Source organism: Pseudomonas sp. BIGb0176 (genome assembly GCF_024810175.1).
Lineage (GTDB): Bacteria > Pseudomonadota > Gammaproteobacteria > Pseudomonadales > Pseudomonadaceae > Aquipseudomonas > Aquipseudomonas protegens.
This window is the reverse complement of record NZ_JANUEC010000001.1, coordinates 2244872-2260091: the sequence shown is the minus strand read 5'-3', so window position 1 is coordinate 2260091 and position 15220 is coordinate 2244872. Positions and strand designations below refer to the sequence as shown.

Here is a 15220-nt window from a genome sequence, read left to right as displayed (position 1 = left end):
GTGTTTCTCAACCACAAGGAATGTTCATGATGAAAACCCTCAATACCCTGGCCCGCGCCATCGCCCTGGCCACTGTGCTGGGCACCGCCAGCCTTGCCGCACACGCCGCCGATATCCCGCTGTCCGGGGCCATCGAGGCCGATCAGGTGGTGACCAAGGTCCTGTCGGTGGACGCTGCCAAGCACCAGGTGGTGCTCGAAGGCGCCGGGGGCAAGCCGGTGCATGTGCAATTGAGCGATCAGGCCAAGGACCTGGGCCACCTCAAGGTCGGCGATCAGGTCAAGGTCACGGTCACCCACTCGGTGGTGGCGGTGCTCGACACCGACGTTGAAAAGGGCAAGCCCGATTCCAGCGAAGCCAGCGGCGTGGTCCGCGCTACCGCAGACAACCCCAACCCCGGCGGCGCGGCCTATCGCCAGGTGCAGGTGCAGTTGAAGATCACCGCCATCGACTTGAAGAAAAACCAGCTGACCTTCGAAGGCCCGGCGGGCAACAAGAAAGTGGTGAGCGTGGAGAAACCCGAAGTCCAGCAGCGCCTCAAGGACCTCAAGGTGGGCCAGAGCGTGCTGGTGACCTACACCGACATCCTGCAGGTCAGCACTGCCCACGAAGGCTGAGGGGGCAGGACTGAGCGGGGGAGGCAATGGGCAATCGGGTTAACTGCACCGTGCAGTTTTATTCAGAATCTGCCCACGGACTTTCCCCGCCAGTTGCACTAGAATGCCAACCGTTCGCCCGGTGCAAGGGCTCTTTACCGGTGCAAGGATTGCCAAGGCCAGAGCACTGGGCGAACACCTTTCCCTGTCGCGTCCTGCGACTTTCCCGCTTTACATCACCCTGAATCGACCCTGGCTGGATGCTCCGGCGCGAGCCTGCCGTGCTCCCTCTACAGTGCCACCGGACTCAAGCTGACCTGGCGTGCAAGCAGGCTGACGAAGCCGCCTGGCTGCGCGTGGCCACCCTGCAGCGACAGCAGGACGATGTTCGGACCTATGGCCAGCGCCGCGACAGCCTCGTCTTCCCGGGGCAGCAACTGCCCGGTGACCCGCAGCCCCGCCTGTTCCCGGCTGATGCGTGGCCTGTCCTGGGTCGCGGCCCACAGGTTGTGATCCCAGACAAAATCGTCCTCCAGGCTCAACTCCACCTCATGCACCTGGCCCATTTGTGGCGGCGTGCCCAGCCATTGGCCCCGGCCTTCGCCGAACGCACTGCTGAAATTGACCCACAGGCTATGGTCGGCTTCTACATGGAGGGTGTTGAGGGTGATACGCATGGCCAATCCTTTCCTTGGTACTGCGGGTTCAAGAGGCGTCCAGCCGGCTTTCCGGGGGGGCGGCCGGGCTGGATGGCAAGCGGCCACTGCGCTTGTTATTGCACACTGCGCGGGCCTTCAACAGAATGCGCGATTGCCCGACCGGGACAGGTCGAGGGCGGTGAATGATAGCGGAGATCCTGGATTGATCTGGTTAAAACGTTTGCTCATGTCGGTGGGCGTACTGGCGCTGGTATTGCTGGCGGTGGTCGTGTTCAAGAACGGCTTCTCCACGACGCCGGCCCATGTATTGGCCGAGCACCCTGATGCGCGGTGGCAGGGGGGCCCCGATGGTGGGCATTACATTGAGATCACCCGCTCCGAGCCGCCTTATTTCTTTGTGCAGGTGCGTCATGAAAGTGGCGACTTGTGGGATGAGGGCTGGCTCAAGTACGAGGACGGCGACGCCAGCGCCCTGACCACCGACAAGGTGCTAGCCTTCGACGGTGACGGAGTGATTTACCTGCAGCAACGCAAGGTATTGGCGCCACTGCGTTCCTCGGCCCATTGATGGCACCCGGCCTTAAGGTTGGGCAGCCCCATCCCCTGTGGCCCCCAGCCCATAGGCATCCCACAACTTGTTGCGGAACTTGTTCTGCGGATCGACCCGGGCCTTCAGCGCCAGGAACTCCCCGGCCCGTGGATAGGCCGCGCGAAACTGCTGGGCCGTGGCGTGGATCTGGTACGGCAGGTAGTAGCTGCCGCCGCGCTCGATGGCGCTGTCCACCAGGGCGCGGGTCCATACGCCGACTTTTTCCCGTTCCTCTGGCGCGGTGCTCTGCTGGTAGTACAGCACCAGGGCGAAGACCTCGGTCTTGGCCCAGGCCAGCAGGGTGCCGGGGTCGGCCTTGGCGTGGCGGATCGACAGGTTGATCACGTTGACCTTGTGCGCCCGCAGGGTCGCGCCCATCTCCTGGATGAAGCTTTCCAGCTGGTCGGGGGGCACGAAGTATTCCTGCAGCACGTAGGTGCGCTTGGCCCGGGAGTCGGGTTCCAGTTCACGCACATCGAGGCTGGCTTCGTGGTTGCGCCAGGACACTTGCGGTTTCTTCAGCACCAGGGGGTCGATCACTTCCTGGCGCAGGGTCTTGCCGCCGGGCCACTGGCTCACCACTTTCAGGGCCTTCTGTTCTTTCCAGTAGTTCTGGTCCAGGGGCGTGAGGCGTTCCTTGACCGTGACCGGCAGGTCGGTCTGGCTGTAGGAAACCGCGCGCAGGGCCTGGTACTGGTCGGGGTAGAGCACGGCGTTGTGCAGGATGACCTTGGGGTTGTTCTGGATCCGGGCCTGGAAGTAGGGGCGGTAGTCCCCCAGGGGCATCTCGTCGACGCTGCGCAGCAGGCGCACGTTGTCGCTCAGTTGCAGGGTGGCTTGGACGATCACCCCCAGGCCGCCGTAGCCGCCGATGGCGCCGTAGAACAGGTCGCTGTTGTGCTGCGGGCTGGCGTCCACCACTTGGCCGTCGGCCAGCACCAGCTTGATGGATTTCACCGAGCTCACCAGCGGGCCGTAGCCGATGTAGCGGCCATGGGCGTTGACGCTCAGGGCGCCGCCGACGGTGAAGTTGGCGTAGCTCTGCATGATGCTCACGGACAGGTCGTGGGGGTCGATGTAGTCCTGCACGGCGCGCCAGGTGATGCCCGGCTGCACGGTGATTTCCTTGCGTTCCTTGGAGAAGTCGAGCACCCGGTTGAAGCCGCGCATGTCGATCTGTAAGGCCTGTTCGGTGGCGGTCTGGCCGCCCATGCTGTAGCGCCCGCCGCCAATGGCGATGGGGCCGGGGTGCCCGGCCACCAGCTGGACGATCTGCTCCAGGCGGGTGGGGCGCACCACCTGGTCCACCACTATGGGGTTGAGCTGGGTGATGTCGTTGACGGTTTCTGCGGCGTGGGTGGTGAGTGCGCCGCCGAGTGCCGCGCATAAAAACAGGCCGATCGCGAATCTCATTCGCCGTGTCCATCCCTGGTGGTGGCGCGCCGCTGATGGGGGCGCAAGTGGCGGCAGAATAACGCCGCGACGGGTCCATGACCATGGGGGCAGCGCACCGGCTGCAAGGCCGGCATCGACCCGCGGGCCTGCCTTGCGCCTTAGAGCGCCGGCAGGCCCAGGGTGGCGGCGCAGTGCTCCAGGGAGCGCTGCTGGGTCTGGGCGTAGAGCTGCAGTTCGTCGAGGGTGGGGCGGCCCAGGGCGGCTTCGAACGCCTGGCGGTTGGATTGCCCGGCGTAGTGGCTCTGGCTGTCGTCCCCCAGGTTGGACTGGAAGATCCCGGCGGCGCTGACCGGCAGGAAATCTTCATACACCAGGGGTTCGGCGCTCAGGTGCCCGGCCGCCAGCAGCGCTGCCAGGGTGGTGGGCCGCTGGGGCTGGTTGCGCGCGGCCAGCCCGGTTTCGCTGACGAAGTAGCGAAAGTAGGCCAGGCCCTGTTCGCGCATGGCTGGGTGGCTGTCGGGAAATTCCCTGAAGTGCTCTTGCATCAGTTGGTTGTAGCGTTGGGCATTGACTTCGTTGGGGAAGTCGCCCAGGGCGTCGCGGGCGGCGTTCAGCAGGCGGTCGTAGAGCTCGCGGCCCTTGGGGGTCAGCGCCGCGCCGCGCTGTTCGATCTCGCCGAAACGCGCGCTGTGGCTGCCCTGGCTCTGGGCCTGGTCGGTGAAGGCCACGGATTCCTCCAGGGCCTTGAAGCTGGTCTGGCGCAGCAGGATCGGGCATTCCCGGCGCGGCGGGCCTTCGATCACCGCCTTGGGGGTGATGCCGCGGGCAGGCATCAGCCGTTGCACTTCATCGATGTCCAGGGTACGCGGGGTCAGGTGGTTGATGTGCGGGCCCTTGAAGGCCACCACGTCGGCGATCAGCCGGTGCTGGGCGCTGAGGCTGGCGTACTGGGCGGCGGTCACCGTGGCGTGGTGGTGCCAGCGGAAGGTTTCCAGGGCCTGGCGGATAAAGCGCTCGGCGTCTTCGGCGTCCAGGCCTCCGGCAGCCTCGGCCTGCTGGATCAGTTCCAGCACCTGGGGGGTGAAGATCTGGCGCCGGGCCAGGACCTGTTCGGCAAAGCTGCGCAGCTCCGGGTTGTCGATCAGCTCCAGGCGCAGCAGCGAGGTGAAGACCCGGAACGGGCTGACTTGCAGGGCCGCTTCGTGCACCGCGCGAAAGGCCGTGGAATGCACCGGCACCCCGGCGGGGGTCAGGTCGTAGTAGCCCACCGGCTGCATGCCCATCACCGCGAACAGCCGGGCCAGGGTCGCCAGCTCGGCGGCGCTGCCGACGCGGATCGCGCCGTGGCGCTCCAGGTCCAGGCGCTGCAGTTCACCGCTGCTCTGCAGGTGCCGGGCAAGCGCCGGCTGCCGCTCCAGGACCTGGGCGTTGACTTCGGCCACCAGCTCCATCAGGGCGCCGTAGAGCGGCACCTCTTCGCGGTACATATCCGACATCGCCCGGGAAAATCCCTGGCGGATCAGGTCCGGGCTGACGAAGTGCTGGTTGCTCATGAACAGGCTTCCCGTGGCAGAGGGGCGAGGCGTGAAAGGGCGGGTCGGCCTCGATTCTGCTGGGCCTGCCCGAGGCTGACAAACGAAGTTTCCTCTGAACTTCATTCTGCAAATGAATGCATGAGCGGGCCGCTGTCAGTGCCGCTGGCGTTCCAGGAACTGCTGGTACAGCCGGGCACTGCGCACCGGGCGTTCGACCATGGGCATATGCCCGATGCCCTCCCAGAGTTGCACCTGGGCCTGGGGCAGGCCCTTGGCCCAGACCTGGGCGCTGCTGGGGTGCAGCAGGCGGTCCTCGCGGCCCCAGAGCAGCAGGGTCGGGGCCTGGATCTTCGCCAGCTCGGGCTCCATGGGCGGGCTGGCCTGGAGCTCGGCGAAGATCCGCGCCAGTTGCCCGCGGCGCGCCTGATAGCGTTCGGCGATGGCCGCCAGCACTGCTTCGGGCACCCAGGGCGGGGCGGCCATGGTCAGGCTGTAGAAGTGCTGGAAGTCGGCGCGGGAGCGGACCAGGAAGGGGTTCTTGCCCTGTTCCAGCAGGTGCTGCAGGTCGCTGGTCTCGGGGGCTTCGACGCCGGCCGGGTCGAACAGCGCCAGGCCGCTGATCCGTTGCGGGGCATGGGCGGCCAGCCAGGCGGCGATATAGCCGCCCATGGAGTTGCCGATCACCTGCACCCGCTGGATGCCGCAGGCGTCGAGCAAGCGCAAAAGGCGCTGGGCCTGGGCCGGAACGCGGTAGTCCTGGTGGGCGGCATAGGCGGTTTCGCCATGGCCGCCCAGGTCCGGGATCAGCAACCGGTAGTCGCGGTTGAAGTGCCGGGCAAAACGCAGCCAGATGCTCTTGTCCGCGCTCAGGCCGTGCAGCAACAGGATCACCGGCGCCTGGGCCGGGCCGCCCTGGTAGGTCATCAGGGTCTCTTCGCCGATCTGCACCGGGACTTTCTGCAGCCGGTACAGGCGTGCTTCCAGGGCCACGCTGGCGTCGTACAGCAGGTGGCCGATGCGCGGGTAGGTGCGGTAGCACCAGAGTGCGGCAAGGAGCAGCAGGACCAGGATCACCAGCATCGGCGGCCTCCAGGGGCAGGGTGGATCGGCTCAGGGGCGGCGCGCGTCGTGCTCGCCACTGCGAAGTCGGTTATCGGCCGCCCCTCAGTTATAGCCAAATATTCCCCACCTGCTGGCGCTGGCAGGCCGAAACTGGGCGTTGGCAGTGATGGCGCTTTGAAACGCGACTGATAGACTTTCACCGGTTGCTTGCCACCCGCTCGTTCCACCTTTACCCATTGCTGATCGGAGGCGACTTGCTCCCTGCGCAGGACACCAGAGGGAAGGGACTGTCATTGGCCAGGAGGCTTTATCGGTCACGGACCCTGGGCCTGGCCCTGGGGTTTTTCTGCGTGGCCGCGGGGATGGCGCCCCTGCAACCGGCGCCCTGGGTCTGGGGCTTCATGCTGTTCAATGCATTTGCCTGGCCGCACCTGGCCTACCAATGGGCGCGGCTGGCCCGGGTGCCGTTTCGTGCCGAGTACCGCAACCTGCTGGTGGATTCGCTGCTGGGGGGCTTCTGGGTCGGCGCCATGCACTTCAATCCGCTGCCGCTGGCCACCACCCTGGGGATGATGGCCATGAACAACATGGCCCTGGGCGGGTTACGTTTCTTCCTCGCCGGCAGTGCGGCCCAAGTGCTGGGCATGGGCGTTGCCCTGTGGCTGTTCGGGCCGGCGTTTGTCGCCCAGACCACCCCTGAGCAGGTGTATGCCTGCCTGCCGATGCTGACCCTGTACCCGCTGGCCCTGGGCTACATCTGCTATCAGCAGGCGGTGACCCTGGGCCGGCATAAGCGCGAGCTGCTGGCCCTGAGCCGCACCGACAGCCTGACCGGGCTGCTCAACCATGGCGCCTGGAAGGACCAGTTGGAGATCGAGTTCCAGCGCTGCAAGCGCCAGGCCCATGGTGGTGCCATCGCCCTGATCGACATCGACCACTTCAAGGCCATCAATGACACCTACGGCCATGTGGCCGGGGATGTGGTGCTGCGCCAGTTGAGCAAGCTGCTGCGGCAGAACCTGCGGGTCAGCGACCAGGCCGGGCGTTATGGCGGCGACGAGTTCTGCGTGATCCTGCCGGACGTGCCCCTGGCTCATGCCGCCGAACTGATGGAGGCCCTGCGCGGTCGTTTTGGGGCCCTGGGCTATGAACAGAGCCCGGCGCTGCAGGTCAGCCTGAGCATCGGCCTGGCGGCCTTCAACCCCCTGCACGACGACGCCATGGGCTGGCTCAACGATGCCGACCAGGCCCTGTATGCGGCCAAGACCTGCGGCCGCAACAACGTCACCTGCCACCCGCCGGAGCAGCCTTCCAGGCGTTTGCTCAACTCCCTGTAGCCGCTGTTCCTTGTGTCCCGCGAAGGCGTCTGTGGGTATGCCGCCGGGTCGGGGGTGTTCCCTTCGCCGGCAAGCCGGCTCCTACAGGGAGTGGGGTCAGTCGTGGGTGGGGTGCAGGCGCCGGGCCAGTTCCAGGGCGGTGCGGCCGCTGGCGATGCCCGGCACCAGTCGGGCGAAGGGGATGTCGATCAGTCGGTCTTCGCGCACTGCGCGCAATCGCGACAGCACAGGGTCGCTGTGCAGCAGCTGGCGTTTGCGCCGGGCCGGGGACCACAGGGCGTCGGCCAGGAGCATGGCGTCGGGGTCGTTGGCCAGCAGGGTCTCGCTGTCCACGGTCAGGCGCGGGCGGTCGATGGCGGCAAAGCTGTTGCGTGCACCGGCCGCTTGCAGCAGCACGCCGACAAACCCGCGCTGGCCCTGGCTGGCCAGGCCGTTGACTTCGCTGTCCAGGTAGAACACCGAAGGGGTCGGGCGCCCGCGGTACAGGGCCGCGGCGGCCTCCAGGTCGGCATCCATCTGGCCCACCAGTTGCTGCGCGCGGGCCTCCTGGCGCAGCAGTCGGCCCAGGGTCAGCAGGTCGCGGCGGATATGCCCGAAGTAGTCCTGGTCATGCCCGGCGCAGGCCGATTCCAGCAGGTAGCTGCCCACGCCTATGGCCCCCAGGCGTTGCCGGGAGCTGAAGTTTTCCGGGAAGGCCGAGGCGAAGCCGCCCACCACCAGGTCGGGTTTCAGGCTGTAGAGCACTTCTGCCGACGGGTACTGGCGGGCGATGACCGGCACGCCGTGGTAAAGCCCTTCGGCCTGGGCCTGGTCATCGTCGTCCAGATAGGCGACGCCGATCATCGACGGCCCGGCACCCAGGGCCAGCAGCAGGTCGGCGCTGTGCTGGTTGAGGGCGACGATGCGCTGGGGCGGGCCGTCCACCGTCCAGGTCCGGCCACAGTTCTGGTAGCTGTGCGCCAGGGCCGGCAGGGCCGCCAGCCACAGCAGCAGGCCGAGCAGTCTGCTAGGCATCCGCGGTTCCTCCGTAGGGCGCGGGAATCCGTAGATCCGCCACCGGTTCGCCCTGGACCAGGTGCTGCTGCACCAGGCGCAGCACCTCGCCGTCATCGCGCACCCGGTACCAGCAGCCGTCCGGGTGCACGGTGAGTACCGGCCCCAGGTTGCACGGGAACTGGCAGGCGGTGCGGGTCAGCAGCACGCCACCGGGCGTCTCCATGTGCTCCAGGCGCAGCAGTTCGCGGCGCAGGGTCTTCCACAGCGCCAGGGCGCCGCGCCGCACGCAGCGCGGGCCGGTGCACAGGAACACCTGGCGGGCATGGGGCGGCACCCGCGACCAGTCCGGGTCGCTCTGCACCGCGTTGACGTTGTCGCAGGCCAGGTGGCGCTCGCGCTGGCCGATGCTGGCGCAGGCCAGGGCCGCGTCCAGCCCGCGCCGGCCCAGGGCCTGGGCGGTGATCCACAGCCGCGGTGCCTGGGGGTGGGCCTGGGCCAGGCGCCCCAGCTCATCGCGCAGCCAGTCCAGGTAGGCACTGTCGGAGCTGGGTTCCAGGTCCACCACCAGCAGCTTCGCGCCGTCCTCGGGCAGGGCTTCGCCCAGCGCCGCCCAGAGGCTGTCGAAGCCGTCCAGGGTGTCGATCACCCGGGTGTCGGCGCCGTCGCCGCGCAGGGCCTCGAGCTCCTTGCGAAAGGCTTCGCCGAGGGCGCCGCCGTGCAGGCCGGGGCCGACGAACAGCACCCGTTGATAGTTCTCATGCATGTCGGTCGGCCTCAGAAGCGGTAGGTGTAGCGCACTTCGGTGGTGAAGGGGCGCCCCAGGTTGTCCACCGAGGGCGAGGTGCTGGTCATGCTGGTGCTGTAGTCGCGGTCGAACAGGTTCTCCACCAGTAGGCTCAGGCGGTGCTGCTGGGCCGTATCCAGGTAGCGATAGGCATCGGCGTCGACCACCGAATAGTGGCCGTAGTCGACGTTCTTCGGGCTGTCGATCTGGCCGATGTAGCGGACCGCGCCACCCACGCCCCACATCCGGTCCGGGGCTTCGAAGCCCAGCCGCGAACGGGCGAAGAAACCGGGGATGTTGCTCAGGGTCACGCCGTTGCGCGACTCCACCAGGTTGCGGGTCATGTCCGCCTGCAGGGTCCATTGCGGGCTGAACTGCCAGCGCCCGTCGAGTTCGATGCCGCGCACCTTGATCCGGCCCTGGCCGTTGCTCCAGACATCGTTGGCGTCGAGGGTGATCAGGTCGTCGATCTTGCGGTGGAAGGCGCTGACGCTGGTGTTGAATTCGCCGGCCAGCAGGCTGCCCTTGTAGTCCAGGCCGAGCTCGGCATTGAGGCTCTTTTCCGGCTTGAGGTCGGGGTTGCCTTTTTCGTAGTCCTCGTTGGCGTACAGCTGCTCGGCGTTGGGCAGCTTGAAGGCGCTGCCGTACTGGCCGCGCAGTTGCCAGTGGGGCGAGAGGTCGTAGAGCGAGGTGAGCATGCCCACGGTGGCGCTCTCGCCGCCGCTGATTTTCTCGTGGCGCACGCCCAGGCTCGGGTGCCAGTCGGGCAGGGTGTCGAACACCGGGCGCAGTTGGGTGTACAGGGCATTGGCCTGGGCCTGCTTGTTATCGATCTTCAGCACGTCGTCCTGGCCCTTGAACCACTGGTTGTCGGTGCCCAATACCAGCACGTGGCCGCCGTCCAGCTCGGCCTTGCCCTCGGCCTGCAGGCCCCAGTCGGTGAAGCCCCAGTAGTCGTTGTGGTTGCGCACCTTGAGGCTGGCGTCGTCGAGGCTGTCGATCCTGGTGTAGCGGGTGTCCCAGTCGTTGACATGGCCCTTGACGAAGTAGCTGAAGCCTTCGTCCAGGCGCTGCTCGAAGGTCGCGGTGGCGATCTGCTGGATGCGGTCGTTGGTGGTTTTCCGGTTGTTCACCGGGCGGGCGAAATCCAGGTTGGCGTCGCTGTACTGGTAGAACAGTTCCAGCCGCGAAGCGTCGCCAAGGCCCTGGATCGCCTTGGCGCCGAAGGTGGTCACTTCATAGCTGCGTTTCTTGTCCCGGGTGTTCGCGTTGTAGGCGCTGTTGCGAAATGGCTGGTAGCCATCGGAGACGTTGTGGCTGACATAGGCCAACAGCCCGAGCTCGCCCAGGCCGTTGCTGAGGATCTGCTCGGCGCGGGCGTCGCCGCTCCTGCCCATGAAACTGTCCAGGCCCAGGTTGACCTCGCCGGAGACGTCGCGGGTCTGCGGGCTGCGGGTGACGATGTTGATCACCCCGGACACCGCCTGTGTACCGAACAGCAGGCTCTGGCCACCCTTGAGCACCTCGATGCGCTCGATGGCGTTGGCCGGCAGGGTATCCAGGTACAGGCCGCCGTACAGGCGGTTGTTCAGGCGCACGCCGTCCAGCAGGATCAGGGTGTCGTCGTTGCGCCCGCCCAGCAGGGAGTAGGTGCCGTAGTCGAAGGGGCCATTCTTGGGCGCCACATACAGCCCCGGCACGTACATCTGCAGGACCCGGGTGATGTCGCTGCTAGGGCCGGCGCGTTCGATCTGCTGGCGGTCGATGATCTCCACCTTGCTGCCGTACCGGGCCATTTCGGCCACCGTGGTGGACTCCACCGAGGGGGCGGAAACAAATTGCCGGTCCAGCGTCAGGGGGCTGTCGTCCGCCAGCAGCAGGGGGCTGAACAGGCAGCCGAGCAGGGCGCCGCTCATGGTGCGGCCAGGTGCACGCCAGTCGCGTGCAGGCAAAGTGTCAGGTGTTGTCATTGTTGGTCTTCTCGAAAGTGTCTTCGGGAAGCACGCAGGAGAGGGTATCGGCCACGGGCACGCGACCATACCGGCCCATGCCCGCCCACCGCAGGATTGCCAAACAGACGTCACAGGCCGGTCTCCGGGCTTGCGAGTCTGGCGGCATTCGCCTTCCCATACCTTGGGTACAGTGGCCTGTTGAATGCAGCACTCGCTTACCGTTGCGGGGGCAGCACCGGACTTGCCCGAAAAGGGGCGCACCGGTTTCCCGTTTCACCTCCTGCACGGCGGCAGGAGGCACCTGAAACTGGGCGGCATATGAACATCCGCCCCGGCGTTCGTCAACGTTGCGCCTGCCGCCAGGTGTTACCGGATTCATCGCCCTGACGCCTCTGTAGCCGCTGCCGAGCCCACGAGGCTGCGCAAAGGCCCGCAGGGCCTTGCTTGGCAGTCTCATGTCGAGCACCTCAGCGGTCTTGAGATTTCGCGCCCCTGCGGGCCGTGCTTCCGAGCGCGGCCCGAGCCTGCGGCAGCGGCTACAGGAGCAGGGCGCTTTGCGGGGCCAGGTGCCGCTGTGCGTGCAGGGCCGTGCGTGACTCGCAGGCCAGCAGCGGCACCGCCCGTACCGAGTCGCCCGGCTGCAGTTGCAGGCGCTTGGCGGTCAGCCGGTCCACCAGCAGGCAACCCGAAACCAGGCGCCCGGGGGCGGCGGTGATGCGGCAGCTTTCCAGGCGCCGGTTGTGGATCAGCCACACCGGCGCCTGTGCGTCCGGAGTGCCCACCAGCAGGGGCAGTGTCTGGCTTTCGCGCACGCTGCGGATCTTCGCCACCTCGGCCTCGATCAGCGGCCCGCCATCGAAGATGTCGATGCAGCCCTGATGACTGAAGCCTTCGTCGCGCAGGATGCTCACCGCCTGTTCGGTGCTGGCGTGGGCCTGGCCGATGGCGGCCTGCGCCTGGGGGCTGAGCAGGCAGGTGTACAGCGGCTGGCGCGGCATCAGTTCGGCGATGAAGGATTTGCTGCCGTGGCTGGACAGGCGATTGGCCTGCTGGAAACCCATCTTGAAGAAGTGCCGCCCCAGGCTGTCCCAGAACGGCGAGCGGCCCTGGCTGTCGAGCTGGCCGCGCAGTTCGGCCACCAGTTTGTCGCCGAACAGCCGGGGGAATTCGGCGACAAACAGCAGGCGCGCGGTGGACAGCAGGCGGCCGGTGTAGCCCTGGCGGTGATCGCGGCGCAGGAACAGCGAGCACAGCAGCGACTGCCCGGTCATCTCGTTGCACAGGAACAGGGTCGGGATGTGCTTTTCGATGCCCAGCACCGGGGCGCTGCCGTGGGTGGTGCCGACCCGGTAGTTGTAGCAGGGCTCGCGCAGGCCGATGGCGCCGCTCAGGCCGCAGACCCCGATCACCTGCTGCTCGTCATCTTCCATGACGAACAGGTAGTCGGCATCGGCCCGCTCCACCTGGTTGGCGAAGGCTCGCTGCGCCCAGCGCACCCGATGGGCCAGGCGCTCGGGGTCGGTGGACAGGTTGTTCAGTTCGCGACAGCTGCCTTCGAGCAGGCTCAAGACCGCCGGCAGATCGGTGACGCGGATCGGACGGACGATCATTGGCGGGCTCCTGGCAATGACGCCGGGCAGGGGGGCAACAGGGGCCGGTTCATAAGGCAACGCTCCGTACCGGCTCGCCCGGCGCCAGTTGCAGGGCCTGGAACATGGCCGGGTCGAGGCCGATTTCAGCGCCCGGGGCGGTGTCCAGCGCCGCGACTATGGCGCGAAAGCCCTGCAGCCGCTCGTTGCTCAGCAGCCACCGCTGGCCCTGGCCGCTCTGGGGGCTGGGGTAACTGGTGGCGACCCGGCTCTGGGCGATCGAGCGCAGTTGGTGGCTGCGCCCCTGCAGGGTCGGCCCGGCATCGAACAGGTCGACGTACTGGGTCGGCGCGAAGCCTTCGTCGATCAGGATCTGGCAGGCCTCCCGGGCATCCGGGTGAACCTGGCCGATGCAGTCCTGGGCCGCCTGCGCCAGCATCGGGATGTACAGCGGGTACTGGGGCATCAGTTCGGCGAGAAAGCCGCGGCCCTGCAGGGCGCACAGGCGCTCGGCCTCGACATAGGGCAGGTCGAAGAAGTGCTGGCCCACGGCTTGCCAGAACGGCGACTCGCCGTTGGCGTCGCTATAGCCGACGATCTCGCTGATGCAGCTGTCGGCGAAGCGCTGGGGGTGGGCGGCGATGAACAGCAACCGCCCGCGGGAGGTGAGCTGGGCCAGTGGCGTACCGCCCAGCGGCGGGTCGACATGGAAGCTGCGCAGCAGGGTCTGTTCGCTGAGGTCGTGGCACAGCGACAGGGTGGGCACCCCGTGCTGGATGTTCAGCTCCCGGGAACTGCTGATGAACGGGCGGTTGCGCAGGCTGTAGAACGGGCTGGCAAAACCGGCAGTGGCGAGGATGTCCGAGCAGCCGCGCAACTGGCCGCTGTCGAGGTCCTCGAGCACCAGGAAATAGTTCTCCGGGCCCTGGCTGGCCTCGCTCTTGGCGAAGGAGGCCTGGGAGTCGAGGATCTTGTCCTGCAGGCAGGTTTCGTCAGCCACCAGGGAGGTGACGCCCAGCAGGCGTTCGCGGGCCAGGCGCCGCAGTTGGGGCAGATCGGATAACGCCACCGGACGCAAGGCCAGCATGGGTGTACTCCTGTATCAAGGGCCGCTTGCCCCGGGGGGCAGGCACTGGCCAGACATCACTGTCGGTTACCACGCAGTTCCATGGCCGCGGCATCCGGCGGCCAGTCCCCGGGCCGCTCTTGCTGGCAGCGCCGGGGTTGGCGCGACGCCCTGGGGCGCCGCGCGGGTGCAACTAGTGCTTGAGCGGGTCGGGCAGGGCGGCGCCGCTGCCCAGCTTGTTCAGCAGGAACAGGTAGACCAGCCCGGCAAGGATCCAGATGGCGCCGAGTTTCTGCGCATCCACGCCCATGTTGTACATGATGGCGCTGACGATCACGAAGCCGATTACCGGGCAGATCAGGTGGCGCACCACCTGGCCGGACTTCTGCCGGCGCCAGTAGAAATTGATCACGGTGATGTGCAGCAGCATGAAGCCGCTCAGGGCGCCGAAGTTGACCAGGGAGGTCAGGGTGTCCACCGAGTTGATGAACAGGTAGCAGATCAGCAGCGACAGCACCGCCACCAGGTAGATGCTGATGTGCGGGGTGTTGTGCTTGGGGTGGACCTTGGCCAGCACCTTAGGCAGCTTGCCGTCGCGGGCCATGCCGAACAGCAGGCGCGATACCGCGGCCTGCGAGGTGATGGCCACCGCCACGCCCCAGGCCAGCGCGGTGGCCACTCCGGTGAGGGTCGCCAGCCAGCTGCCGGCGGCCAGTTCGGCGATTTCATAGAAGGCGGTGTCGGCGGACTTGAAGCCCATGCCGGCGGCCAGGTCGGTGGCGATCCAGGTCTGTACCACGAAGATCGCGCCCATCACCACCAGGGTGATCAGCGCGGCGCGGCCGACGCTGCGGCCCGGGTCGCCCTTGACCTCTTCGGCGAGCGTGGAGATGGCATCGAAGCCGAGGAACGACAGCACCGCGATGGACACGCCCTGCATCAGCATGCCGAAGTGGAAGTTCTCCGGGTTGTACAGCGGCGCCAGGGTCAGCTGGCCGTTGCCGGCGCCACCGTGCAGGGCATTCCAGGCGTAGAACAGGAAGATCCCCAGGACCGCCAGTTGCGCGAGCAGGAACAGGATGTTCATCCGCGCGGTGAAGGTGATACCGCGCAGGTTGACGAAGGTGGCGCTGACCAGGAACGCCAGGATGAAGCCGACCTTGGGCACTTCCGGGTACAGGTGGTTGAGCGCCATGGCCGCGTAGACGTAGAGCAGCGGCGGGATCAGCAGGTAGTCCAGGAGCATCAGCCAGCCGGCAAGAAAGCCCACATGGGGGTTGAGGCCGCGCTGGGCGTAGGAATACACCGAACCGGCGATGGGAAAGGCGCGGGCCATGGCGCCGTAGCTCAGGGCGGTGAAGACCATCGCCACCATGCCGATGATGTAGGCCAGGGGCACCATGCCCGGGGCTTCCTGGTTGACGTAGCCGTAGACCCCGAACGGGGCGATGGGAATCATGAAAATCATCCCGTAGACCACCAGGTCACGCAGGCTCAGCCCGCGCTTGAGTTCCTGTTTGTAGCCGAATTCTTCAATCTCCATGAAGCCGTTCTCCTTGAGCCTGTGTAAGTGGGTAAAGGCGGGGCCCTGCGGGTCGTCATTGACACCTCGGGCCGCGCTTTCGTGTTTGAACCTGGCAGGGTTTAAAGACACACCACA

At 66.8% G+C, this 15220-nt stretch carries 13 protein-coding genes and 1 riboswitch; of the genes, 3 read left to right on the top strand and 10 right to left on the bottom strand.

Annotated elements, in window-relative coordinates; translation table 11 throughout:
* Window positions 1–29 precede the first annotated feature (29 nt).
* Window positions 30–617 carry a hypothetical protein gene (locus M2395_RS09840; protein WP_026020035.1) on the top strand — a complete coding sequence of 196 codons (588 nt, stop codon included), beginning with the start codon at window positions 30–32 and terminating at the stop codon, window positions 615–617.
* Window positions 618–886: 269 nt separating this feature from the next.
* Here the strand turns inward: M2395_RS09840 and M2395_RS09835 are convergent, their stop codons facing one another.
* Window positions 887–1273, bottom strand: coding sequence for a hypothetical protein (locus M2395_RS09835; protein WP_065363547.1), 387 nt, complete (start codon window positions 1271–1273; stop codon window positions 887–889).
* A 184-nt stretch (window positions 1274–1457) separates the two neighbouring features.
* On the opposite strand from M2395_RS09835, the gene M2395_RS09830 reads away from it, so the two are divergent.
* Entirely contained in the window at window positions 1458–1823 is a 366-nt protein-coding gene (locus tag M2395_RS09830) for a hypothetical protein (RefSeq protein WP_123430383.1), read from the top strand.
* A gap of 12 nt (window positions 1824–1835) precedes the next feature.
* Here the strand turns inward: M2395_RS09830 and M2395_RS09825 are convergent, their stop codons facing one another.
* The 3 genes from M2395_RS09825 to M2395_RS09815 form a co-directional block, all read right to left on the bottom strand.
* Window positions 1836–3257, bottom strand: coding sequence for an FAD-binding oxidoreductase (locus M2395_RS09825; RefSeq protein ID WP_123430384.1), 1422 nt, complete (start codon window positions 3255–3257; stop codon window positions 1836–1838).
* A gap of 140 nt (window positions 3258–3397) precedes the next feature.
* A complete protein-coding gene (locus M2395_RS09820; RefSeq protein WP_185057766.1) occupies window positions 3398–4792 on the bottom strand; it encodes a VOC family protein in 1395 nt (464 codons plus the stop codon).
* Between the two features lie 135 nt (window positions 4793–4927).
* Complete coding sequence (locus tag M2395_RS09815; protein ID WP_011060534.1) at window positions 4928–5854, bottom strand: alpha/beta fold hydrolase; 927 nt, start codon at window positions 5852–5854, stop codon at window positions 4928–4930.
* A gap of 236 nt (window positions 5855–6090) precedes the next feature.
* Between M2395_RS09815 and M2395_RS09810 the strand changes: the two genes are divergently transcribed.
* Window positions 6091–7173, top strand: coding sequence for a diguanylate cyclase (locus M2395_RS09810; protein ID WP_050783808.1), 1083 nt, complete (start codon window positions 6091–6093; stop codon window positions 7171–7173).
* 96 nt (window positions 7174–7269) lie between these two features.
* Here M2395_RS09810 and M2395_RS09805 read toward each other — a convergent pair whose 3' ends face one another.
* The 6 genes from M2395_RS09805 to M2395_RS09780 form a co-directional block, all read right to left on the bottom strand.
* Window positions 7270–8187: an ABC transporter substrate-binding protein gene (locus M2395_RS09805; protein ID WP_123430386.1), complete on the bottom strand. Its 918-nt coding sequence runs from the start codon at window positions 8185–8187 to the stop codon at window positions 7270–7272.
* Window positions 8180–8932 (bottom strand): ferredoxin, encoded by a 753-nt coding sequence (locus tag M2395_RS09800; protein ID WP_053150508.1) that lies wholly within the window; start codon window positions 8930–8932, stop codon window positions 8180–8182. Before M2395_RS09800 ends, M2395_RS09805 begins: the two co-directional genes overlap by 8 nt.
* An 11-nt stretch (window positions 8933–8943) precedes the next feature.
* Window positions 8944–10869, bottom strand: a complete 1926-nt coding sequence (locus tag M2395_RS09795; protein ID WP_077933802.1) for a TonB-dependent siderophore receptor — start codon at window positions 10867–10869, stop codon at window positions 8944–8946.
* A 151-nt stretch (window positions 10870–11020) separates the two neighbouring features.
* Window positions 11021–11225: riboswitch (cobalamin riboswitch) on the bottom strand.
* A gap of 216 nt (window positions 11226–11441) precedes the next feature.
* Window positions 11442–12515: an arginine N-succinyltransferase gene (locus M2395_RS09790; RefSeq protein ID WP_011060539.1), complete on the bottom strand. Its 1074-nt coding sequence runs from the start codon at window positions 12513–12515 to the stop codon at window positions 11442–11444.
* A gap of 49 nt (window positions 12516–12564) precedes the next feature.
* Window positions 12565–13581 carry an arginine N-succinyltransferase gene (locus M2395_RS09785; protein ID WP_123430387.1) on the bottom strand — a complete coding sequence of 339 codons (1017 nt, stop codon included), beginning with the start codon at window positions 13579–13581 and terminating at the stop codon, window positions 12565–12567.
* A 172-nt stretch (window positions 13582–13753) separates the two neighbouring features.
* Window positions 13754–15103: an APC family permease gene (locus M2395_RS09780; RefSeq protein ID WP_011060541.1), complete on the bottom strand. Its 1350-nt coding sequence runs from the start codon at window positions 15101–15103 to the stop codon at window positions 13754–13756.
* Window positions 15104–15220 lie beyond the last annotated feature (117 nt).